The organism is Bacillus sp. 7705b (assembly GCF_002289525.1).
GTDB classification, from domain to species: Bacteria; Bacillota; Bacilli; order Bacillales; family Bacillaceae; genus Bacillus; species Bacillus halotolerans.
This window is the reverse complement of sequence record NZ_NSDH01000035.1, coordinates 1-23,454: the sequence shown is the minus strand read 5'-3', so window position 1 is coordinate 23,454 and position 23,454 is coordinate 1. Positions and strand designations below refer to the sequence as shown.

General features: G+C 34.7%; 21 protein-coding genes, 1 tRNA gene and 5 pseudogenes. 11 read left to right on the top strand and 16 right to left on the bottom strand.

All coding sequences use genetic code 11. The annotated features are described in order from the left end of the window. Positions 1 to 813: 813 nt before the first annotated feature. Positions 814 to 1,842 carry a Delta(5) desaturase DesA gene (gene desA / locus CJU60_RS14715; protein WP_095714151.1) on the top strand — a complete coding sequence of 343 codons (1,029 nt, stop codon included), beginning with the start codon at positions 814 to 816 and terminating at the stop codon, positions 1,840 to 1,842. A gap of 443 nt (positions 1,843 to 2,285) precedes the next feature. Here the strand turns inward: desA and CJU60_RS14710 are convergent, their stop codons facing one another. Continuing rightward, positions 2,286 to 2,639: a hypothetical protein gene (locus CJU60_RS14710; RefSeq protein ID WP_024120326.1), complete on the bottom strand. Its 354-nt coding sequence runs from the start codon at positions 2,637 to 2,639 to the stop codon at positions 2,286 to 2,288. Continuing rightward, on the bottom strand, positions 2,636 to 2,869 hold the full coding sequence (locus tag CJU60_RS14705; protein WP_003240464.1) for a helix-turn-helix transcriptional regulator: 234 nt from the start codon (positions 2,867 to 2,869) through the stop codon (positions 2,636 to 2,638). Before CJU60_RS14705 ends, CJU60_RS14710 begins: the two co-directional genes overlap by 4 nt. Before the next feature lie 188 nt (positions 2,870 to 3,057). Here CJU60_RS14705 and CJU60_RS14700 point away from each other — a divergent pair. Further along, positions 3,058 to 3,363 (top strand): annotated as a pseudogene (locus CJU60_RS14700) (SMI1/KNR4 family protein); the annotation flags it as partial. A gap of 483 nt (positions 3,364 to 3,846) precedes the next feature. Then, on the top strand, positions 3,847 to 4,161 hold the full coding sequence (locus tag CJU60_RS14695) for a YfzA family protein (RefSeq protein WP_095714150.1): 315 nt from the start codon (positions 3,847 to 3,849) through the stop codon (positions 4,159 to 4,161). Positions 4,162 to 4,841: 680 nt separating this feature from the next. Here CJU60_RS14695 and CJU60_RS14685 read toward each other — a convergent pair. From CJU60_RS14685 to CJU60_RS14675, 3 genes are all read right to left on the bottom strand, one after another. Then, positions 4,842 to 5,318: an HXXEE domain-containing protein gene (locus CJU60_RS14685; protein WP_095714149.1), complete on the bottom strand. Its 477-nt coding sequence runs from the start codon at positions 5,316 to 5,318 to the stop codon at positions 4,842 to 4,844. Positions 5,319 to 5,762: 444 nt separating this feature from the next. After that, positions 5,763 to 6,269, bottom strand: coding sequence for a MepB family protein (locus CJU60_RS14680; RefSeq protein WP_095714153.1), 507 nt, complete (start codon positions 6,267 to 6,269; stop codon positions 5,763 to 5,765). A gap of 256 nt (positions 6,270 to 6,525) precedes the next feature. After that, positions 6,526 to 6,969 (bottom strand): Lrp/AsnC family transcriptional regulator, encoded by a 444-nt coding sequence (locus tag CJU60_RS14675; protein ID WP_095714148.1) that lies wholly within the window; start codon positions 6,967 to 6,969, stop codon positions 6,526 to 6,528. Between the two features lie 151 nt (positions 6,970 to 7,120). Here CJU60_RS14675 and CJU60_RS14670 point away from each other — a divergent pair, with 151 nt between their 5' ends. After that, positions 7,121 to 8,410: an APC family permease gene (locus CJU60_RS14670; RefSeq protein WP_095714147.1), complete on the top strand. Its 1,290-nt coding sequence runs from the start codon at positions 7,121 to 7,123 to the stop codon at positions 8,408 to 8,410. 479 nt (positions 8,411 to 8,889) lie between these two features. Here the strand turns inward: CJU60_RS14670 and CJU60_RS14665 are convergent, their stop codons facing one another. The 5 genes and pseudogenes from CJU60_RS14665 to CJU60_RS21880 all read right to left on the bottom strand — a co-directional run bounded on the left by CJU60_RS14665 (position 8,890) and on the right by CJU60_RS21880 (position 11,707). After that, positions 8,890 to 9,414 carry an NAD(P)H-dependent oxidoreductase gene (locus CJU60_RS14665; protein ID WP_024120323.1) on the bottom strand — a complete coding sequence of 175 codons (525 nt, stop codon included), beginning with the start codon at positions 9,412 to 9,414 and terminating at the stop codon, positions 8,890 to 8,892. Positions 9,415 to 9,612: 198 nt separating this feature from the next. Further along, positions 9,613 to 9,732 (bottom strand): phosphatase RapI inhibitor PhrI, encoded by a 120-nt coding sequence (phrI, locus tag CJU60_RS14660; protein WP_076983188.1) that lies wholly within the window; start codon positions 9,730 to 9,732, stop codon positions 9,613 to 9,615. Beyond that, positions 9,689 to 9,856: pseudogene (locus CJU60_RS22205) on the bottom strand (tetratricopeptide repeat protein); the annotation flags it as partial. The pseudogene CJU60_RS22205 and the gene phrI, both read right to left, overlap by 44 nt. Next, positions 9,833 to 10,066, bottom strand: a pseudogene (locus CJU60_RS22200) (lysozyme family protein); the annotation flags it as partial. The pseudogenes CJU60_RS22200 and CJU60_RS22205, both read right to left, overlap by 24 nt. 342 nt (positions 10,067 to 10,408) lie before the next feature. Then, entirely contained in the window at positions 10,409 to 11,707 is a 1,299-nt protein-coding gene (locus tag CJU60_RS21880; protein ID WP_255238347.1) for a DUF3427 domain-containing protein, read from the bottom strand. 242 nt (positions 11,708 to 11,949) lie between these two features. Here CJU60_RS21880 and CJU60_RS14645 point away from each other — a divergent pair, with 242 nt between their 5' ends. The 3 genes from CJU60_RS14645 (at position 11,950) to CJU60_RS14635 (ending at position 14,963) form a co-directional block, all read left to right on the top strand. Continuing rightward, the gene (locus tag CJU60_RS14645; protein WP_095714146.1) at positions 11,950 to 13,671 is read left to right on the top strand and encodes a ribonuclease YeeF family protein; all 1,722 of its coding nucleotides are present in this window, start codon (positions 11,950 to 11,952) and stop codon (positions 13,669 to 13,671) included. Between the two features lie 10 nt (positions 13,672 to 13,681). After that, positions 13,682 to 14,200 (top strand): hypothetical protein, encoded by a 519-nt coding sequence (locus CJU60_RS14640; RefSeq protein ID WP_095714145.1) that lies wholly within the window; start codon positions 13,682 to 13,684, stop codon positions 14,198 to 14,200. A 199-nt stretch (positions 14,201 to 14,399) separates the two neighbouring features. Continuing rightward, positions 14,400 to 14,963: a GNAT family N-acetyltransferase gene (locus tag CJU60_RS14635; RefSeq protein WP_095714144.1), complete on the top strand. Its 564-nt coding sequence runs from the start codon at positions 14,400 to 14,402 to the stop codon at positions 14,961 to 14,963. 530 nt (positions 14,964 to 15,493) lie between these two features. Here CJU60_RS14635 and speB read toward each other — a convergent pair. Both speB and CJU60_RS14620 read right to left on the bottom strand, forming a co-directional pair. After that, positions 15,494 to 16,399, bottom strand: coding sequence for an agmatinase (gene speB, locus CJU60_RS14625; RefSeq protein ID WP_095714142.1), 906 nt, complete (start codon positions 16,397 to 16,399; stop codon positions 15,494 to 15,496). A 75-nt stretch (positions 16,400 to 16,474) separates the two neighbouring features. Continuing rightward, positions 16,475 to 17,314: a MerR family transcriptional regulator gene (locus CJU60_RS14620; protein WP_095714141.1), complete on the bottom strand. Its 840-nt coding sequence runs from the start codon at positions 17,312 to 17,314 to the stop codon at positions 16,475 to 16,477. Between the two features lie 148 nt (positions 17,315 to 17,462). On the opposite strand from CJU60_RS14620, the gene CJU60_RS14615 reads away from it, so the two are divergent. Next, a complete protein-coding gene (locus tag CJU60_RS14615) occupies positions 17,463 to 17,807 on the top strand; it encodes a DMT family transporter (protein ID WP_095714140.1) in 345 nt (114 codons plus the stop codon). Continuing rightward, positions 17,807 to 18,121 carry a DMT family transporter gene (locus tag CJU60_RS14610; protein WP_095714139.1) on the top strand — a complete coding sequence of 105 codons (315 nt, stop codon included), beginning with the start codon at positions 17,807 to 17,809 and terminating at the stop codon, positions 18,119 to 18,121. Before CJU60_RS14615 ends, CJU60_RS14610 begins: the two co-directional genes overlap by 1 nt. A gap of 74 nt (positions 18,122 to 18,195) precedes the next feature. Here the strand turns inward: CJU60_RS14610 and speE are convergent, their stop codons facing one another. Both speE and CJU60_RS14600 read right to left on the bottom strand, forming a co-directional pair. Further along, the gene (speE, locus tag CJU60_RS14605; RefSeq protein ID WP_095714138.1) at positions 18,196 to 19,026 is read right to left on the bottom strand and encodes a polyamine aminopropyltransferase; all 831 of its coding nucleotides are present in this window, start codon (positions 19,024 to 19,026) and stop codon (positions 18,196 to 18,198) included. Positions 19,027 to 19,781: 755 nt separating this feature from the next. Further along, entirely contained in the window at positions 19,782 to 20,366 is a 585-nt protein-coding gene (locus CJU60_RS14600; protein WP_095714137.1) for a TetR/AcrR family transcriptional regulator, read from the bottom strand. Positions 20,367 to 20,577: 211 nt separating this feature from the next. On the opposite strand from CJU60_RS14600, the gene CJU60_RS14595 reads away from it, so the two are divergent. Continuing rightward, positions 20,578 to 21,537, top strand: a complete 960-nt coding sequence (locus CJU60_RS14595) for an NAD(P)H-dependent flavin oxidoreductase (RefSeq protein ID WP_095714136.1) — start codon at positions 20,578 to 20,580, stop codon at positions 21,535 to 21,537. Between the two features lie 291 nt (positions 21,538 to 21,828). Here the strand turns inward: CJU60_RS14595 and CJU60_RS14590 are convergent. Beyond that, positions 21,829 to 22,536, bottom strand: a pseudogene (locus CJU60_RS14590) (tetratricopeptide repeat protein); the annotation flags it as partial. Between CJU60_RS14590 and CJU60_RS14585 the strand changes: the two are divergent. After that, positions 22,524 to 23,159 (top strand): annotated as a pseudogene (locus CJU60_RS14585) (site-specific integrase); the annotation flags it as partial. The pseudogenes CJU60_RS14590 and CJU60_RS14585 overlap by 13 nt on opposite strands. Before the next feature lie 100 nt (positions 23,160 to 23,259). Here CJU60_RS14585 and CJU60_RS14580 read toward each other — a convergent pair. Continuing rightward, positions 23,260 to 23,343, bottom strand: a tRNA-Leu gene (locus tag CJU60_RS14580). Between the last annotated feature and the right edge of the window lie 111 nt (positions 23,344 to 23,454).

The following is a 23,454-nucleotide window of genomic DNA, read 5'->3' as shown; positions in this document are numbered from 1 at the left end:
TTCTTCTTCATCTTAACATGAAACGGAAATAAATGCAAATTAATATTATTGCTTTATTTATGGCATTATTTGTTAACACGCAGAATAAGAGGCCTTCATTAACGATGGTTTGAAAACACTGTGAAAATGAATCACGAGTGCCTTCAGCCCTTTTTCTTTGCTTAATCGTACTTCATTATTGATTGTTAAAGATTTCTTTACAAAGCTCAGCTGATTCTTATTTAAGTGCTAAAAACAGGGCTGTTCACTGGTAAAGCTTTATTTCTGCAGATGTTTGCAAACGTTACTCATTGTCTACCCCCATTTGCCAATATGCTCATAAAAAAATAAAACTTGACTTCCTTTTCTTCATTACCACTTTCCAAAGCCTTTTGAATTAAGCAACTAGGAAATTCAAGGTCTTCCAGCTTACTTTATTTTACACTCAAAAATCAATCCATATTCTACACTTGTAAAGTTTGTTCCTCAATCAAGGTTCACGGTCTAAATAGATCGATTCCCATGGGGGAACAGGAGAGAGTTTGGTCCGATAAAGAGATGGGTATAATCTTTATACGACTTTTGTTTCCTGGCTGTCTCTGCTAATTAAGATTTAATTAAGCTGGAAATCAGTTTCACATTTCCAATCATTTTACAGAGGGGTTGGAAAACCGATTCATTTAACAGCTTGTGAAAAGGATCCTTAGCTGGCTGGCGAGTTATAACAAAACCATGATACGTATCATATATGGAGTATGACAGCTGGGACTTCAAAGGGAATAAAACGTTTTCTATACTGAGCTTAAGAACATTAGGAAGGGGAAACTTTAATATATGAGTAAAGAAAACCTAAGGACTTTGAGAAAACTGGTTACCCCTTACGAAAAGTCCGATTTACAAAAAAGTATTTGTCAAATCATTAACACATTGGGACCATTTTTCCTGTTATGGTTTTTGGCATATAAGAGCTTGTCGATTTCTTATTTTCTTACATTAGCAATTTCTGTCGTTGCGGCAGGGTTTTTAGTGAGAACCTTCATCATCTTTCATGATTGCTGCCACTATTCCTTTTTTAAGAACAGAAGGGCGAATCGAATCCTTGGAACAATAACAGGAATTCTGACTCTGCATCCTTTTGATCATTGGGCACACGACCATTCTGTCCATCATGCGACAAGCAGCAACCTGGACAAACGCGGTACAGGCGATATTTGGGTACTGACCGTTGAGGAGTATAAGGAAGCCTCAACGAAGACAAAAATAATGTACCGTTTGTACAGAAATCCGTTTGTCATGTTTATTATTGGGCCGATTTACGTCTTCGGGGTGACCAATCGTTTTAACCGTAAAGGGGCAAAACGCAAAGAACGGATGAATACGTATGTAACGAACCTAGGGATCGTCGTTCTCGCAGCACTTTTATGTTGGGCTATCGGCTGGCAAAACTTCCTGCTGGTTCAAGCACCAATTTTTATGGTATCGGGATCCCTCGGAATTTGGATGTTTTATATCCAGCATACGTTTGAGGATTCTTATTTTGAAGAAGATAAGCATTGGGAATATGTAAAAGCAGCAGTGGAAGGAAGCTCTTTTTATAAGCTACCAAAAATCATGCAATGGCTAACAGGCAATATCGGTTTCCACCATGTTCATCATTTAAGCCCGAGAGTCCCAAACTATAAGCTTGAAGAAGTACATAACAGCACTGAACCATTGCAAAACGTTCCGACCATCACACTGGCAACAAGTCTGAAGTCGTTAAAGTTCCGCCTATGGGATGAAGAAGGCAAAAAATTTGTAGGTTTTAGCCATTTAAAAAAAGCTCCTAAAAGCCAAGTATCAGTGCGGCTAAAAACGGATTAAATAAACTCCACTTAATCGAGATAAGGGGCAGTGTATCTTGCAAAATAAAAGTGCAGACTCGCGCAAAGGTTTTGTGCAGAGGTCAGCACTTTTTTAATGCCAGGATACACTTGTAACAAAAAAATAATACCAAAGGTGATTAAACCTTTGGTATTATTGGGATGCGGCCGAGAGGACTTGAACCTCCACGGGTTATTCACCCACTAGCCCCTCAACATAGTAAATCCATATCATTGATTATGAAAGCTTGCTTTCATTACACTTTCTAACTCCACTTTACATCATTTCTATAAGTTTATATAAATTGGTTAATAATTGGTGAGCAAAAAAAACGCCCTATACTTCCCCACTTCTCCAAATCTCATTATAAATTGATTTCATATTCGTTCCCTCTCCTAAAACAATTAAAACTACAGAGCCACTATCTTTCTCGGTAATTGAATTTACAAAAAATCTTTTTTATATCGAACGGCTAGATAGATTGCTGAAGCGAAGAATGCAATAGAATACTTAAATAAGAAGAAAACTTGCCACATATATTCTTTTGGGAAAATCAAGTCGCACAAAATTAGTGCATATAACATACAGAGGCAACCTTTTAAAGCGATTTGGTTTGTTCTCTCGTCAGTCTTACCCATTTTTTTATGAAATACGATTGTCAGAATCAATCCGACTACAAGCAATACAAATCCGCTGCCAATGAGAATACTCCAATTTCCTTGAGAATGTTCAGCCCAAGACTTTAAAGGGGAAAAAATTGCGTTAGTGATAGTATCTGAGATCGAATTCATTTTCATTTTTGATCATTTCCTTTCTCATAAGTAAAAATCTCGTTTACATCCACATTAAAAAATTCGGCAATTCGAAAAGCTAACAGAAGAGTCGGAACATAATTTCCCTTTTCCATTACAAAGATGGTTTGTTTGGAAACCCCGACTTTCTTTGCTAATTCTTGCTGAGACAATCTGGCAAGTACACGATATTCATAAACCTTATTTGAGATCGAATCACCAAAATCTTTCTTCATGACCATCACCTCTTGAGTCAAATTATAAACTGACCTTATACAAAAGTAAAGTTAACTTTTACAAAAATATAAAATACCTTTATGTTTACCTAAATTACTTTGATTTAACATGAACCAGAATGCATAAAGAACCTGATGAAATTCATGATTTTGTTAGGTTCGATCTGGTGTAATTTATGTTTTTATAAGAACACGGTTTTGGTGACGCATGCGGAACAATGATTATTGGTTATGACTCTGAAGGCGCTGAAGTTGTAGAGCAAACAAAAGAATACAGAACGTTTTACAATTTTATACCAGGTCTTGTTGTTATTGAGTATATAAATGAATTTTCTTATTGTCTTGATACAAACAGAATGGTAGATGGAGAGTGTCCAGTTATTCTTTGGGATAACCATGAAGGATATGGCTATACAGCTGCAAGTAATTTTCTAGAATTTCTTCTTCAGCGACTAGAAAAAGGTAAAGAGGACTTAAATGAAGATGAGGATTGAGAAGATTAATCTTTACAATCCCTCAAAATAAAAATTTTTTTCGAAATTGATTGATTACAACATAAAAAAACCATACCAAGATGTTTTGGTATGGTTTCTAAGATAGACCCTCAACCTAGTAAAAACGTATAATAGGTTACAAAAGCTTTTAATCAAAGCATTTGTTTATTTTATTTACACCTCATCATTTTTTATGAATTCTGGGCACAAATTGGGCACCTATTAGAGACCAACGGAACTCTACATTTCATCAAGTGTTATGTCACTCATTGCCCTGTCGTAAAAAAATAATTCTAACTTTAATATTGCTCCCATTCTTGCTGTGTATGCAGGTATCTCTCCGCATCAACTTCCTTCAATATCTGAACAATTATCTAGCTTGGTTTCAAGTGTTAGAATCCATCAACATTAGATTATGAAACTTATTCTTTAATTTTCCGTATATCAATATAAAATGGTATCTAATGCAGGGAGGAATATTAGTTGGCTGAAAAGCAAAAAAGTGTTCCATTTTTGAAAAAATATTGGGTTTCTCAAATTGGTGTATTTTTATTGTCACAGATCATTTTTATTACATTTGAAACAACAGGATGGTTACCTAATTATAGAGAGATTGATGGAACACTATTTGGGAGAATTACGGAATCGTCAATTTTTATAAATTGGTTTACTTTTTATGAAACACCACAATTAAATTTACTTACTGTCTTTTTTGGCGTCTTCTTTCTTGTGCCTGGAATAATAAGTGCATTAAAAAACGTATTTTCGCCTAGACACTATAGTAATAGCTCTAAATAACCGTGATTAAAAATAAATATGGTTTATTAAAATGAATAAAGTTTGAGAAGAGTTGTACTTAAAGTAACGGGTGCGTTAGTTGAACAATTCAATGTTATAAGAATGGAACTTCCATATATTTGGGGTTCTATTTTTTATAAGTAAACCAACATTAAACCACAACCATTTAAAAAAAGCTTAATCAAAAAGAGTAAGCTTTTTCTAATTATTTTAGTAACCTATGCCCCTACCCTATCTGCAGCCACTTTGACTTCTGTACTATGATCACTTTGCAAATAGTTTTCTTGAATTTCTTCTTCAGCAACTTAAAAAAGGTAAAGAGGATTTTGACGAAGATAAGGGTTGGGAAGATTAATCTTCCCATTCCAAATAAAGTTGTTTTGGGGATTGAATAATTATAATATAAAAAAACCATACCGAGATGTTTTGGTATGATTTTCTAAGCTAGACCCTCAACATAGTAAATCCATAACATTGGTTATGAAAGCTTGTTTTCATTAGACTCTTTATATTTATTTGCCATCTTTTCTATACGTTTACATCAATTATGGTTTAAAAAATGGTGAGCCAAAACAATGAATGACCTTGCATTTTTTCATCTATATTGATTAAGAATTCCAATTTATTCCTTATGAATAAAAGTTTCACCTTCTTCCTCAATTCTAATCAAATCAAACTCATTAAGAAGATACTTTATCACCAACTTTAAATAATAATGGAATAAGTGCTAATAAAATAATTCCTACAACCAACGTAGATATTATTAACTCCTTCCATACAATCAAATTCTTTAAAAACATTTGATAAATAACTAATGAGTTTACTGGAATGTTAAGCAATAAGCCCGTAAGAAGTCCAGGTGCATACTTTTTCATTAAAACAGTTGCAATAAGATGTGGAAAAATAGCGTTGATAACCATAGAACCTAGAAAGCCAATGAAAATCCATTTTGCAATATCTGATTCTGGCATATATAAAAAACCAAATGCAGATAAATAAGCCAACATAGTTATAATAATGACAGCAAAATGAAATTCATTTGAGGTTACTGGCTTTTGAAACTTTGAAGGTTGTTGTGACCACTCAGGTAACCAAATAGCTTCCTCAATATTATGCAGTGTAATAGCAAAACAAAAAAATACTACGAAATAAACCATCTATCATTTCCTCCTCGGTGCCACGTCTCTTAAAGGAATCAACCAATATGGTTTGGTAACATTATACTACATATGAGGGTGATCTGATTGGTGTTAAAAGACAGAAGAAGCTGCCTAAGTAGTTGCTTCTTTTTTATATGTGCAATAACGTGTTGTTGGTGTCAAGTTCGTATAGCTACACATACTTGATAGTCCAAGAGGATATCGGCATAGAATGATTAACAATTTCTGAAAACATCCCTTTGTTTAAACATAAGCAAAATCCCCATAAGTAACAGTACTTCCTATTGCTATGAGAAAAACTGAAAAACACCGTTCTGATGAGTAGAACAGTGTAAAAAAATATTCCTTATAGAACGGTTGTAATCTTTTATTTTATTATCTTATTTTTTTAATGACTCTGCTAATTTTAAATGTTGATTTCCTACTCAGGTCTATCCAATTTTAGTTAGAATATAGCTTTAATAGTTCTTGTACTGGAAAACTATTTGTATTGTTCACCTCAACAAAATATGCTAACTGCCATTTTTGTGTTTCGATAGCTTGTTTGCTAGTGGGATTATCCCATCTAGGGTAAACTCTAATTGCCATTTTTCCTTTTATAGTAGCTGTTTTAAGGATATTTTGTTTTACAAGAACTTCTTTTGGAAAAACGAATTGCCCAAAATTATTACTAGTAAAAGTATTGATAACCAATAAATCAGTAGCCTTTTCATATGAAAAGGCTTGGTTTTTATTATCCCCATCTTTTTCCCAAAAAGCAACAAACTGTCCTATCTTGTTAGGTGTTTTTTTTGCTACTCTAAATCTAACCGATTTTGAATTTAGTTGAAATATACCAGCCCCATAATCTGAATTTTGAGCTTCTTCTCGAATAGCATTTATAGTTAAGTGATTTGGTTCATAAAAAATTTTATTTACATATGCTAACGCCTTATAAAATTCATCCACTGCTTTGTACTCCTTATTTTTTATACTACATAATCCAATGCCTTCTTGAATAGAATGGCTAATCATTGAAGTTATCTTTCTTATAAGTGAAATCCCAATATAACTCTCCTTTCAGACTCAACAACAAAACTTTATGTTTAATTAAGGCTACGCATCGATCGACAAAAGGTTTCGAAATAATGAAGTTCCTCAAAAAAAGGTAAGTAAATCATGACTTGCATTTGGTGCCATGTCTGTTAGAGTAGCCATAAGGACATTAACTATCAGTAACAGGGAGCAGAGGGCGAGAAAGAATAGGCGATGACAATACGACAGATGTATTTAATTGACCATAAGGAATTAGGCGGTCTACTAAGGCTTCTAAATCTTTCATCGTAGCTACTGCTGCCTTTAGAAAGTAACTATTCGTTCCTGTAACTCTATGGCACTCTAGAATATCCGTTTCTTCTTTGATCAATTCCTCAAATCGACTACACTCTATTTTTAAATTTCCTATTTGTATAATCACGATTGTTCCTTTTCCAATAGCCTCAGCCGAAACGCGTGCTGTAAACCCCTGAATTACCCCGTTTTCCTGTAAACGACGTAATCGTTCATTTACACTCGGACGACTTAAATTCAGTTTTTTCGATAATTCAATAATTGTTATTCGGGCATCCTCTTGAAGCAGTTCTAATAATTTACCGTCTATTTCATCCATTTCCATCTCTCCTTCATAATTGTATATAATTCTATTGTTTTTCATTCATATCGTAAAGCATAAGAGAATAAAACATTCATTAGTTTATATAAACGAAGAGAATAACCTTCTATAATAAAAATAAGTTCAGAAATGTAAGGAGAGAATATCTTTGACACAGCCATTGAAGCAAACCATTTCGGTTTTACAAGGCACCGCTCTATATGTGGGAGCCGTTTTAGGATCAGGAATTTTAATATTACCTGGTATGACAGCAGGGATCGCGGGTTCAAATGCATTAGTTTCATGGATCATTATGGTGCTGCTAAGTATTCCATTAGCGTGCACATTTGCATTCCTTTCAATTGATTTCCCTAGTTCAGGCGGAATTTTAACTTTTACTGATAAAGCTTTTGGGCATTATGCAGGTGCTATTTGTGGACGGTTTTTTTTCATTGCAGGAAGTGTAGGACAGATTATAGTTTCATTAACGGGTGGGACTTACATAGCTTTTGCATTCAATTTACCACATTTTTCCTCATATATTATTGCAAGCATATTACTCTCAATCGCTGTAATCGGAAACTATGTAGGTCTACAAACAAGTGGAAAAATTCAATTGGTATTAGCCGGGCTTACTTTATTGATATTATTAGGTACATCAGTTTTAGCATTTCCAGTAATTGACCATGAGAGCATAACACCACGCATCACAAAAAACAGCATCATTCCAATCGGCCAATCTGCAATGCTCATTTTTTGGTCATTCTTTGGATGGGAAGCAATCTCTAGTCTGGCACCTGAATTTAAAAGCCCGAGAAAACAAAACATCATGCGATCAACATGGGGAGCCATTGTTATTATTGGTGTATTATACATAGGCATCGCTTTAGCTGTGATTGGCACAAACTCTTATTCAACTGGTGAACAAACCGTTAATAGTGCTATGAATAATGCTTCAATAGCACAAGTCGTTGAAAAAGTGGCAGGGGTAAATGGTGCTTGGGCAACAGCAATACTTGCCTTTATCATATGTTTAGGAACTAACAATGCGTTTGTGGCAAGTATGAGCCGATTAGGTTATTCCTTATCTCATAAACGTCTTGCCCCCTCATGGCTGGACAACATGAATAAAAAATATTCAACCCCTAGCCGTGCTGTACTTTTAGTAGGAACAATTGCAGGGATTGGCTTACTATTTAGTTTTATTTTTCGTATTGGATTAGACGAGTTAGTGTTTATTCCAAATTCATTAGCGATAGCCACCTATATATTCGGTACAGCAGCAGGAGTTCGGCTGATTACAAATGTCTTTGGTAAGTTTCTAGCTGTCATTGCCTGTTTATTATGCCTTGCCGCTTATCCTTTTATCGGCTCCTTTATAGCAATTCCTATTATTGTTGCACTTTCATGTGTTGGATACATCACCTGGAGAGCTAAACGAGAGAGAAATATTAAATAAGGAAGGGTATTCTTTAAAATCATGGAGGTAGGCTGAAGTATATTGCCTATCTCTTTCCCATGACATGAATCTGGTGCCATGTCATGAACTCCTAAAGGAGATTTAATAACTCCAACAACAAAAAAAGATACCAATATGTTTTGGTATCTTCATCTAAATCGAGTCCCTCAACCTAGTAAAAACATATCATGAGTTACGAAAGCTTTTATTCAAAGCATCTGTTTATTTTATTTATACTTATTTTCATCATTTTTCATGAATTCTGGGCACAAATTGGGCACCTATTAGAGACCAAGGAACTCTACATATCATCAAGAAATATGTACTCATTGCCCTGCTGTCATTAATGTTAAGCCCTCGCTCTATGCCCCTGCATTCAGTATTAGATGTAACTTTGAAATAAAGTTTGATTAAAATCTATCACAAACCCTTATTTTCACAACACATAATTTGTTTCAGCTTCCCTCGCGAATACCGGATCAATGCTCAGCTTTAAGATAGTCAACCAATTTCTCCGCACTGTTCTTAACATCTTCTTTTGAAAGGTGAAGTGTCCCATATTGTGTAAACGCAGGAAGAAAACGCATTCCTATATAGTTAGCAGTGACTTGAAACGGTCTGATAAGCTCGCTGATCGTGATATTATAGTCTCCGCCTGCTTGATAATCAGATTCCTGTGCGCCTAGGGAGATAGCTAAGAGTAGTTCTTTTCCATGCAATTTCGTTCCTCCAGTTCCAAAAGCCCAGCCATGTGTTAACACATCATCTTCCCATTGTTTGAGTAACGCGGGACTGCTGTACCAATACATTGGGAACTGAAAAACGATACGCTCATGATCTAACAGGAGCTGCTGCTCTTTTTCTACATCAATGATAAAATTAGGGTATTCACCGTACAGGTCATGAACCGTAATGTCATTCTCTTTCTTTAAACGATTCATCCAGGTTTTGTTGACAACAGACGTTTCCAAATTAGGGTGTATAACGATAACTAATGTTTTCATTTGACTGATCATCCTTTCTTCGCCGATTAGTTATTATTGCTTTTACGATAATGAATTGATTCTAATTTTAAAATATCAACTTTATTTACACTTATTTTATCATTTTTCATGAATTCAGGGCACAAATTGGGCACCGGTTACATTTATAGCCCAAAAAAAGCTTAACCTTTTAAAAAAGATTAAGCCTTTTTAGTACCCTCATGCGCCTACCCTATCTGCAGCCACTTTGACTTCTGTACTATGATCACTTTGCAAATAAGTTATTGAAAATACACTACTTAAAATCACTGCTGCCAATAGAATCCGGCTGATTTTCATTAATAATCTCCCCTTTTTTAATTTTTCGTCTTGCTTCAATACTCATACGATAATATTCATTAGAGAGCATTAAATTTCCTTGTTCATGAAGATAATCAGCGACTTCAATCGAGTTTTCTGGGTCAGTTATGGAGTTAGGAGGTAAGCCAATACTTTCGGAACTTTGCATAATATCTAAAGAACGCCCACCACTTTCTTGCATGGTGAGCGCCATAATAATATTCACTTGGTCAAAAACACCTTTCTGACGGGCATATTTTTCGTACACAGCCCTAAATTCTTTCCACTTCCCCGGTGCAATGCCAACCGTTTCATATTCGCCATCTCCGCCGCCTCCTGCTTTAGTGAAATGGTTATAACCACTATTGCATGCGGTGAATAATAAATTATTTAAGTATAAACAAATAAACCATCATCATTGTAGAGACACCAGTAGATCATTTAAAAATAAACAAAAAAATACCAAAGGTCTATAACCCTTGGTATGATTGGGATGCGGCCGAGAGGACTTGAACCTCCACGGGTTATTCACCCACTAGGCCCTCAAATCTGTGTTCTCTATTATAAAACCTTTATATATCAGTGTTTGTTTATTTTGATTATGCGCACTTACACTTGTTAATTCATATTCAGGAGTAATAATGGAGTAGCCCCCCGATTAAAGTAATGGTTGCTTTTATCTATTATCGTTTATAATGTCTTTTAACTCCTCGACTGTGAAAGCTGGTTTCTTCTTATGCAACATAGCATGACAATTTGGACAAACCGGTCGTAAATCGTTGATCGGGTCAATTTCGTACTCCTTGCCTATCTGATTTAACTCAATTATATGATGTACGTGTATAAAGCCTTTACCCAATTCTCCGAATACCTTTTCAAAATCAAACCCACAAATGACACAACTAAAACCATAATGCTCTAAACACTTTTTCCTTGCCATGGGATTTCTCTCATAGACGTTGACTGAGACCTTTTTTGTGGCTCCTTCTATATATCTTGTTGGGTTATCAATTTCTTCAGCCATTTGATTATGTCGGATTTCTTTTTCATCATTAAATTCCCACATGATTTTGACTGGCTTAGTGTCATGAAATTCTTTTGCTCTGGCATTTCCTTGGTAAGTAAAGAGGGGAATATTACTATCTTCACGTGTGAAAATATAAATATTACCTTTTGGTTTTAACATAGACTGAATAGAAGCATTTTGTAATGAGTGACTATTCTTACCAAACCATTGAAGGTCATCTCCGATAAATTTATTGTCGTAATCATGCCCCGTTCTTCCGGCAGAACTTATATTGACAAAGACAAATACATCATTATTAAACGAAGTATACCCCGTGTTCCAATTCCCGCCCTGTTTACCTTCTGGTACGTTAAAAATCTTGTATATATCTTTTCTTGAGTATTGTTCTCCAATTTTCAAAGGATGTGCATCAGTGTTATGAATCAATGAAGTTATTTTTGTAAATGTTTTTGGATTTAACGGCATTGATGAGGCTTGAAATCCTTTTATTAAGTATTTATCATATTCATCATTTTCAAAGTCTAGATCCTCAAGTAAGATTGGCGAATGCAGCAAATTCTTTATGTATCTAACTGGTACTCGGTAATTGAAATGATCACTTTCTTCATAATAATAATTTTCATCCTTATCAGATGAGTAGACGGGTTTTCCCGTTATTTCTACTACCGCATAAATACCTCGATTTAATTTTGGTTTACCATTTAACATTTCTTTATTCCGGTTATCATGTCCAACTCTAATAATCCCTTGTTGACCTTCCTTAAACCACTCTTTTTGCCAACTTGTAATGGAAAATGTATCTTCTATTTGGTTTGAACTCAAAAAATCATCAATAGCCCAAACCTTTGGGTTACAGAAAAATGTCCAGAACCCTGTCGGTTTAATGGCTTGTTTTTCTTTTATGTTTAGTGCAATTGTTTTCCCTAAACTCACTTTTAGTTCCCCCATATTCTGTATCTCTTTTTATTATACAGTCTTCCTAACACTATCTTCGGAATTTAATTAAATGTTTTTGATTCCGTTTCAAAAATGAAAGACAAATATATTTTGAATATAAACAACTGTTACTTCTCCAACTTACATTATGCCAAGTGATCTAAAAATTCGTTCCCTCCCCTTAAACTTTTTTAAAACTTCCACATCTATTCCATGGTAATATTTAGATATAAAATCACTGAAAGGATTGGACAATGAAGGTATTTGAAGCTAAGTCTTTGTTAACTGAAGCTGAAAATCGAGCAAAAGATTATAAAGAATTGAAAAATCAAATGATTAAGCTAAGAAAAGCGTTTAAGGCTGGTGCTGATCTGGATGATAGTGAGTTCTCTGGCAAGGGAGCAAACAATATCAAAGCATTTTATCACGATCATGTGGGTGTCACTGATCAATGGATTGATTTAATTGAAATGAAAATCGCTTTCCTTACTAGTATCTCCGGTGTTTTAGAAGATGCCAGCTTATCTGATGCATATATCGAGGAATCCTTCTTAGAACATGAATTAGCAAACGCATATAAAAAATCAAAATCAATTATGTCTGAGCAGAAGAAAGCAATGAAAGATATTCTGAATGACATCGATGACATTCTTCCACTTGATTTATTTTCAACAGAGACTTTTAAGGATGAGCTCTCTTCTGCCGAAAACAAACGGAAAAAGACTGTTGATAAAATAGGCGATGTGGGAAAAAACTTAAAAACTGAATATGCAATAACTGAACCTAACGAACAATTCATTAAAGCAGACTTTCAAAAGTTACAGGAATCAACAGGTAAGGGCAAGAATGCTACACCCCTTCACTATAATGCCAAGGCATATCGTGAGAGCGATATACATAAGCAAAAAAGCGATATCGAGAAGCAGTCTGAAGCTTATTTGAAGATCAAAAAAGAAGAAGCTAAAAAACGTGAAATAAAAGATTTGAAAAAACAGCTTGTAAAGGTAACAGATCCAGACGAGTATTTAAAAATTGCGAAGAAAATAGGATACGAGAATTTGGAACCTGACCAGCAAGTTTATTTTCGCCAACTCGAAGAACTCCAACAAAAAGCTGAAATTGGAAAAGGTATTGCAGTGGGAATGTATGAAGCAGGTAAAGATACAGTGATGGGTCTCTATCAACTTGCAAGACACCCGATTGAATCGCTTTCTGGAACTGTGAACGCAGCCTTACATCCAATCGATACTTATAAGATCATAGCAAAAGACATAGAAGACACATTTCAACGTGATATGATTAATGGAGATAGCTACAGCAGAGCAAAATGGGTTTCCTATGTAGGCAGTACGGTTGTTCTTGCAATAGTTGGTCCGAAGGGTATTGATAAAGTATCCAAAGTTGCAAAAGCCGGTTCAAAAGTTGCTGCAATTAAGACGCTCGAAGTTTCAAAAGCAGGAATAAAAAAAGGTATTGAATACGTTAAAATTCCAAATGTTTTTGAACAACAGTATGTAATGGCTGGTGGTTCAGGGACTTTTCCTTTCAACGTGATTAATGGAGAGAATTATAAAAGCTCTGCACTCGAAATATTCAAGACATCATCTACTGTACAAGGATTAAAGAAAGCTAAGCCACATGAAGTTGTAAACGAATTAAAAACTTTTCAAAGCAGAAAATACATTTTTGGAGGACAATCATTCCTCATAGACAAACGAGGAATGAAGCATATTTTAGAGCGCCATCATCCCAATTTATGGGATGGTTCAATTAAGTCTCAACAATCTTTTCTTAATAAAGAGATGACTGTTAACGATGTTGCAGATGCGATAGAATCTATTATGAAACAAAACCGTGAAGAGTTAACGAAAAAAGGAACTAAATTTAGTTATCAAATTAGAGGAACATATGAGGGTCAAAAATATGTTGTTGGCTTTCAAAAAGGAAGAGTAGGACAATTCTATCCGGAAAAATAGGAGAGGTAAAATGTTTTATATTCAATCATTAATTCTTAGGCCAAATAAGAAGATAAACGATCTTTCAATCTTAAAAAATAATATTGACGATTACTTTGTTCCACTTAGCAATATAGAGGGACTAAAGAACATAAAACCACAGTTAGACTCTTACTATTTATCTGGGGCGATTATTTTAAAATATGGTGAACAAGATTTGCTTAATGTCACTATGTGGGACTTGGTTGACCAATTGTGGGCCTATTTTTTGAACCTAATTGAAGAAGCTCTTGAAACAGGAGAAAGCGAAACTTATTTTCCAGATCAACCCCTTCTATTGAAAATGAAATCAATATCGAATGATATGTTGTTATTTGAAATTGACCAAAAACAAAAAGTATTACTACCGAAACTTGATTTTTTTGAATCACTCTTAAAGAATGCAAAAAGTTTCTTTGAAACTATGAATTTTGTTTTAGAAGAAAACTGTGATTATGAGTACGAACTTAATAAGATTGATGAATTGCAAACCAAAATCAAATGTATGTGAGGTTAAATGTGAATTACTCTAGAGTGAAAAAGTTCTTTGATGAGAATAAAGAATATTCAATTCTTACTGGAGGCGTCATAGATAAACAAATAGATACCAAGAAGTTATAACTCACGTCCTCAAGAATTATTTCTTAGAGTTAAGAGTTTCATTACTTATTTTCAATTTTTAACATTGAACTTCCGAGAGGAGTTATCCAATGAATCCTATATTGTTAGATGTGCCTTTACAATTGGAAACAGAAAGACTAATCCTTCGAGCACCACACCAAACAGGAGACGGTAAAATTGTAAACCAAGCAATTAGGGATTCCTTTAATGAATTAAAAGCTTGGTTGCCATTTGCTCAAGAACTTCCTACTGTTGAAGAAACAGAGATAAATTTAAGAAATGCTCATATAAATTTTTTAAAGAGGGAAAGTTTTCGTTTTCTTATTTTTGATAAAGCTAGCAATAACTTCATTGGAATAACTAGCCTTCAGAGGATTGACTGGACCATTCCTAAATGTGAAATTGGGTACTGGGTAAATACTAAATTTGGCGGGAATGGATATATGACAGAAGCAGTAAAAAAATTAGCTACCTTTGGGTTACATCATATTAAATTTAGAAGAATTGAAATAAGATGTGAATCAACAAACCTCAAAAGTCGTGCTATACCAGAAAAACTTGGGTTTGTATTCGAAGGCACTTTAAGAAATGATGATTTATCCGCAGATGGTAGAAATCTGACTGACACTTGTTTTTATTCCATAATAAAGTAACATTATATGCTTAAAATAACGGATGCGTTATTAAAACAAACAAGGGCATAACATATTTTGTATGCTAATATACAATGCCCTTTTTATCTTATTTAATTATATACTTTTGCGGACAAATCAGACCACTTACTTTAAGTAGGTGGTCTGTTTTAGTCACAAAATACGTTCTGTCAAAAGACACAAAAAATACCAAGGTGCCCTAAACCCTTGGTATCATTGATGCGGCCGAGAGGACTTGAACCTCCACGGGTTATTCACCCACTAGGCCCTCAACCTAGTAAAAACCTATCATGGGTTACAAAAGCTTTTAACCAAAGCATCTGTTTATTTTGTTTACACCTATTTTCATCATTTTTTATGAATTCTGGGCACAAATTGGGCACTGTTTTTAGGATAATTAAACCGCTGAATAATTGTGTTGTTATGCACTTCCCACCGATGACTCTTTTAAGAGTAAACATTTTAAACATCTTATTATACTTGCTCCTGACCAGAAATCGAAAAACAGCCTTAAGATGTTTTAATTCTATTTATCTTTTAATATTTTGCGCTAGTAAATATATCAAATCAGTGGCAATTGTCGCAGCTGCTAATGATGTGACCTCGCCAGCATCATACATTGGAGAGACTTCCACAAGATCAGCCGCAACGACATTTAACCCAGCTAATTCCTGCAATAACCGTCTTATATTGTAAGTATCCGGTCCACCAACAACAGGTGTCCCTGTACCGGGTGCAACACTTGGGTCAAGTGAATCTATATCAAACGTTATATAGACAGGCATATTTCCAATAATGCTCTTAATTTTTTGTGCTAACTCTTCTGTAGACATTTCCAAGGCTTCATTTGCGTATATGATATTATAATTTTGATCATTCGGCATATTGGTCCTAATAAACACTTGTACTGATCTCAAAGCATCAACATAACCAATTTCCGCTATATCATTTGCAAATGTACCATGAAATATTTCACCATCATTTCCAGACAGAGAATCTTGATGACTATCAAAATGAAGAAGCGCAATCTTACCATGCTTCTCATAGGCAGCTCGAACCAAACCATAAGGGATAGTATGATCTCCGCCTAATGTTAGTAATTTCGCTCCTGACTTTAATATCTTAGAAGCATGAGAATAAGTTTCGTCAATCATTAATTTTGTAGAATTTTCACCGATATTTGCTCCGACATCACCATAATCAATAATGTTCAACTTTTCTTTCACATCATACTTATAAGGATACAGAAAATTTCCCGCATGCAATGACATCTGCCGAATAGATCTTGGTCCAAATCGAGCGCCTGGGCGGTTTGAAACACCTACATCAAAAGGGACACCCATAACCGCTATATCTACGTTTGTTACATCTCTTGTTTGTGGAGTTCTCCAAAATGTCGGAAGACCTGAATACGCTAAAAATTGTTTCTTTTCCATATATAAATCCCTCCTTTGCTAATATGCTGACATCATAAACTCTTGTGTTACACAAATGTCAACATACAACTTTAACTAACGTTTTTTATCTTTCACCACAGGAATTTGAATTTCAAACATTGCTTCATTCGGCTCATCTGTTATTGAAATATCCACTTGAACCATTTGAAGTGCACTCCCAGCAAGTTTGTAATCCTGTTCTTTGATGAAGGCCATCAATTGGGTTAAACTATCCGTTCTATCCCATATTTCTCCGTAGTGTCTTAAACACACAAATTCCCCCTTTGGTATACGAATCACATATTCCTCAGGGATATCTTTTATATGATTGGTTCTAGCAATTAAAGTTGTCGGAGCTGAATAATGATTTGAAAGAAGATCCTCCTCTTCAATTAAAACCCCTAAACGATTACTTGCGACAAGTGGTGCTTTCTCCAGCATCATATTCTCAATTTCAATAACCCCATAACTTAGTTCTAAATCATTTGATATTTTCGTGTTTTTCGTAATGAAAAACCGTTCTTCTAAGGAATAGATTTTTATCCCTGGGAACAACCCTTCCTCCGATACTTTGTGAAAATTTTCTATCTTTTCATTTATACTTTTTTCTAGATCGATTAGTTCTTTTATATTTCTTTGCAATAATTTATGTTTTTCTTCTAAGATTCCGATTGATTTTTCCGTATTTCTTTCTGTTAAAAAAAATTTAATCTCTTCAATAGTCATGCCAATTTGACGCAATTCTTTTATTGTCCCAAGAACTTCATATTGATAAATCGAATAAAACCGATAACCCGTATTCGGGTCAATATATGCGGGTTTAAATAGCCCCACACGATCATAATGCCTTAACGTTTCAGCAGTTATCCTTCTTAATTTCGCCATCTCACTAATTGATAAAAGCTCTTTTAACAATGTCTTTTCACCTTCTTTTATTGTTCAACATTATATGCTCAAACTTTCTTGACTCTTTTGTTACAAAAAGGGTTATGTTAATAACAGTTATCTTGTTATAACTTGATCTTATTTCAAATTTTAATTTAAACATCTAAGGAGGATCGCTATGAATCGCAATTGGTTCTATGTTTTAGCTGCCGGAATTATAGAAATCGGCTGGGTGTCTGGGTTAAAACATTCAACAAATTTTATTGAATGGATGTTAACGATTGTAGCAATCGTTTTAAGTTTCTGGCTATTAATTATTGCCTCAAGTAAATTACCAGTAGGCACTGTATATGCAGTATTTACTGGAATAGGTACGGCTGGTACTGTTACAGCTGAAATGCTCTTATTTGGAGAACCTTTTCAATTCATAAAAATATTATTAATCTTATTGCTTCTGGCAGGAGTAATTGGATTGAAACTCATAACTAAAGACTCAACAGAGCCGGAAGGAGGACATGAATAATGGCTTGGCTACTTTTAATATTAGCCGGCTTATGTGAAGTTATTGGGGTTTCCGCGATTAATCGCTTTGTCATCCGGAAAGATATTAAATCCATATGTGTCCTCATTGTAGCATTCACATTAAGCTTCTTCTTCCTTTCACAAGCTATGACTAGTATCCCTATGGGTACCGCTTACGCTATCTGGACTGGCATCGGGACAGTTGGAGCCGCATTAGTCGGGATGTTTATATACGGCGAACCTAAAGAATGGCGGAGAATCCTCTTCATCTCAATGATTTTATGTGCGGCTATTGGGTTAAAACTGCTTTCTTAGTCTAAAATTTTCATTTAAAAAAGGCATACTTGTACAGTATGCCTTTTTTAATCACTGTTTAAGTGTTTTTAGATTTAATCATTACATAAATCACTTACAAACTTAGGCAAAACAAACGCTGCGTTATGAATTTCCTTTGTATAATATTTGCTTCCAGTGTCATAAAATCTATCTTTATCAATATTTAAAGGATCATGCTTTTTTGAGCCCATAGTAAAAGTCCATAAACCACTTGGATAAGTGGGTATATTACAAGCGTATAATTTAGTAATAGGGAAAATCTCTTTTACATCTTTGATAACCGTTTGAATGAGATCACCTTTAAACCATGGATTATCAGATTGAGCAACTAATATGCCATCATCTTTCAATGCTTTTGATATACCGGCATAAAAACCTTTCGTAAATAAATTAGCAGCTGGTCCAACCGGTTCAGTTGAATCGACTAGAATTACATCATATTCATTTTCACTTTCAAGAATATGCATATAACCATCTTCAATTCGCAAATCAAAACGCGCATCAGCTATATTCTCAGCAAACCCTGAAAGATATTTTTTAGAGTACTCAACTACTTTACTGTCTATTTCGACTTGAACTACACTAGTAACTGATGGATGTTTCAATATTTCACGAATGACCCCGCCATCCCCTCCTCCGACTACAAGGATTTTTCTTGGATTTGGATGAGTAAATAACGGAACATGTACCATCATTTCGTGATATACAAATTCATCTTTTTCTGTAGTCATCACCATTCCATCAAGTGTGAGCATATTTCCGAATTCTTCTGTTTCAAATATATCAAGCTGTTGAAACTCCGTTTTTTCAGAATGCAGAGTTCTTTTCACTTTAGCTGTTATACCAAAAGAATCTGTTTGTTTTTCAGTAAACCATAAACTCATATGATTCCACCCTTTTCTGTTAAAAATCATTTTTCAGTATAATCTTTTGTGTTACACAAAAGTCAATATTATAAGACTAAAAACATAAAAAAACATACCAGTATTATTTGGTATGTTTTCTTCTTTAGATAGCCCCTCAATCCTCAACCTAGTAATAACGTATCATGGGTTACAAAAGCTTTTAATCAAAGCATCTGTTTATTTTATTTACACCTATTTTCATCATTTTTTATGAATTCTGGGCACAAATTGGGCACCTATTAGAGACCAACGGAACTCTACATCTCATCAAGTGATATGTCACTCATTGCCCTGTCGTAATAAAATAATTTTAAATCTCTTTGATTTTGCTTCTTACTGTGTAAACAGGTATCTCTCCGCATCAACTTCCTTCAATATCTTAACAAGACTAGTATGTTGAACCCTTTCATTTTTCAATCTTTTTTAAAATTAAGTCTTGGTAAATTGTACCCTGGTCTGATTTCCATGCAGTTATGCTTTTATGGTTTTGATGGTTTTCGGCTCGTGGGGTGCGGCCAGTCAAGAACCTACGGAATATAGGCGATAGCCGCCGATTAGCACGTATTTCCCCGTTAAGCAAAATTAAAACCTTGATTCCTCAAAACATTTAGGAACCTAGGTTTTTTATTTGGGCTAGTTTAATCATAGGCTGCCCTTTCTTTATCATCTCAAACCGTTCATTCAATTAAATTTAAGTTCAGCATATTGTTCAGCTTTATCAATTATAAAACTATTTATTGTTTAAAGTATATTTCTGAGATAAATGGTATTGCACGACGAATATACTCTTCAGCAGTCAATGAGCTGAATTGTCTCCAATTTATAGATGCTTCATACATACTAGCACTTAACAAACCTGCACCAATTTGAATAGAATCTTGGTCTAGTTCCATATGTTGATTTTGCAATAGCGTTTGAAATGCCTTCTCTAATTCATATTTAATTTGAGATTCATATAAACTATTGAATGATTTCATGCTTCGTTTGCATTTTGAAGTAATTCCTATTCCTTTCTCAAATTCGATCTGGAAGTTTGTTATCAACATGAAAATACTAATGAATGTATCAATATTCAACTTATCAAATTGTTTCAAACGATCCCCAATTCCTTTGAGAACAATGTCTGATATTACAAATTCCATCAGTTCATATTTATCCTCAAAGTGAGAATAAAAAGTTGCACGATTCACTGTTGCTTCATCTGCTATATCCTGAATTGTAATATCTTTAAAATCTTTCATTGAAGTAAGCTTATAAAACGAGTCAATAAGTAGTTTTCTAGTACGCAATATGCGCGGATCAATTTTAGCTTCTGTCATTACATAACCTTCTCCTTTTTATCTATTCAACAGTTTTAATGATATGTTGTTTAAGCAATATTCTGCGACTATTGATGATTGATACTTAAAAATAATCACCATATAATTCAACTATACAACATTTATTGTTTAGTTGAAAGTTGTTGTTTAGTGAGGTGACGAGAACGTCCTCATTGTATTCTAAAACAAATATTTCTAAGGAGTTGTTATTATGAACAGAGTTACCGAGATTTTAGGTATCGACCTTCCTATTATACAAGCCCCAATGACTTGGGTGACATCCGCTGAACTGGTTGCAGCTGTTTCAAATGCTGGAGGTATGGGGGTCTTAGGACCAAATGCAGGGCAATATACGGTCGCAAGAGATCCAATTGAAACGGCTGAACGTCTGAGAAGCGAAATTAGGAAAACAAGAGAACTTACGGATAAACCATTCGGAGTAAACTATTTCGGTCCTTATGATAGTTCTCAGGTAGAACTCAGTAACGCAATCTTAAATGTGATGGTTGAGGAAAACATAAAAGTAGTTTTCTTAGTGGGTTTTTCTAATCCTGAGGAAATAAAGAAACTGAAAGATCTAGGGTTCACAGTTGTTTTTAGGGAGTCTACGCCAACAGTTAAAGGGGCACGGGATGCAGAAAAAGCAGGTGCTGACATCATTATAGCAACAGGTTTTGATGAAGGTGGATCTACGCCTGATAAGCCAGTTGGAACAATGACTATCGTTCCCTTGATTGTCGATGCAGTAAGTATTCCTGTATTAGCCACTGGGGGAATTGCAGATAAAAGAGGCGTTAATGCTGCTTTTGCACTTGGAGCAGAAGGGGTCTATCTAGGAACATTATTTAATGCGTCTAAGGAATCAAGAGTCCACGAAAAAGTGAAGCAAGCTTTAGTGCAATACGGAGCTGAAGATTTGGTCCTTCTTAAGACTGGTTATGGTAGCTATTGGAGAGCTATTCCTAATGCATTTGCACTTGAAGTTGCGAAACTAGATGCCGAGGGAATTCAACATGATAAAAATGTAAGCAATTTAAAAAAGGCTATGCTAGATGGGGATTTTGACGAAGGGACTATTACTGTCTCGAGTGGAATAGAATTTATAAAGGACATTAAAAGTTGCCAAGCAATCATTGAAGAATTAATGAGCGACGTAAGAAATAGATTATAACCGGGGCAAGTTAGTACAAAAAGGATTACCATTCTGGTGACGAATTTAATGCTAATAACATTAAACTTTAACAGAACCTTTTAAAAAAAGCTTAATCAAAAAGATTAAGCTTTTTCTAATTATTTTAGTAACCTATGCTCCTACCCTATCTGCAGGAACTTTGACTCAGTATTATGATCACTATGCAGATAAGTTGTCAATTCAAAAAATCATGCTGCAACTCTGTCCGATGCAATCTTTATTTCATGATTGGCTTCCATTTTAGTTTGCAAATGGTTCCAAGTTAAAACACTACTCAATACCAGCACTGCCAACAGAGCCCGAGTGATTTTCATTGATAATCTCTCCTTTTTTTATTTTTTGTCTGGCTTCAATGCTTAAACGATAATATTGGTTTGAAAGCACCAAATCGCCCGTTTGGTGAAAGTAATCCCCAACTTCTATGGCGTAATTCTCAACATCAGCATACAATTTTTTTGATTCTAGATAAGTAAAAGCATCTTCAATATGATGATATTCACCATTTGAAAAGTAAAGTCCTTCTAATATTTTGAATTTCGCCGCGTATTCATTATCATTATTTTTATTACTATACATTTTCCCTTTCTTAAAATATTCAAAAGCCAAATTAAAGTTCTTCTGTTTCGCTTTGACATGTGTCAAAATGAATAACGCTTTCGACACAAATGAATTATTGCATTTTTCTAAATACTCTAAAGACAATTCCAAGTGACGGGATGCCTTTGTATATTCCTCCAATTCATCAAAACATATACCGATATTTATATGAGACATTCCAATTAAATGATCAATATTTATTTCTTTTGCTATCTCCAATGATTCAAAAAAAACTTGTAATGCTGTCTCATATTCCAATGAATCAATATAATTTCCGGCAACAATGAATTGACATCGTAACGTTTGAACAGCATATTCATCATACTCTTTAAATATTTTTAACGCACGATTTGCATAATTCATGGAGAAATACGTTTGTTGTCAAAAAACAGATGAAATTTTGGACTCCCGATCAGTTCAAAGAATTTATTAGTCTCATAGAAAAAGACGAATTTATTTTTAAAGTATTCTATACTACCGATTATCTGACAGGAATGCGCTTAGGAGAAATTTTAGCGCTTCAATGGAAAGATTTAGACAAGTTTAGAAGAGAAATCAATGTGTACAAAGCTTTAACCTATATAAATCAAGAATATATAATTACACCTCCAAAAACTAAAAATTCTGTTCGCCGTATAAGTATCAATTCAAAACTTATAACATTGCTTGATGAATGGAGACAACATCAGAAGGAAATCTTTGATGAATTAGGAATTCATCAATCAGAAGAAACTTATATGTTCCAATACAAAGACAGACCGCCTACTAAAGATATTTTCAGCAGGAAAATAAAACAGATTTGTCAAAGAGGAAATGTTGAGCCTATCCGTTTCCATGATTTGAGGCATTCACATGTAGCCTTGCTTATCCATCAAGGGGAAGATTATTTAGTAATTAAAGAACGATTAGGGCATAGTTCCGTTTCTTTTACAATGAATACTTACGGACACCTGTTTCCTAATAAACAGAAAGAAACCGCCGACCGTTTGGATGACTTACTTTAAGTAACTGGTGAGTTTTGGTGAGCAAGTCTTCTCCCATAGCCGTATTTTCCGCACAAAAAAAATAATACCAAAGGTGGTTAAACCCTTGGTATTATTGGGATGCGGCCGAGAGGACTTGAACCTCCACGGGTTATTCACCCACTAGGCCCTCAACCTAGCGCGTCTGCCATTCCGCCACGACCGCGTGATAATGAAATTGTGTTTGTGCTGGTTATTAGGCTCTTAACCTAGTAAAACCTATTTGCGTTCACTTTGTAAATAAAGTGCGGGTGAAGGGACTCGAACCCCCACGTCG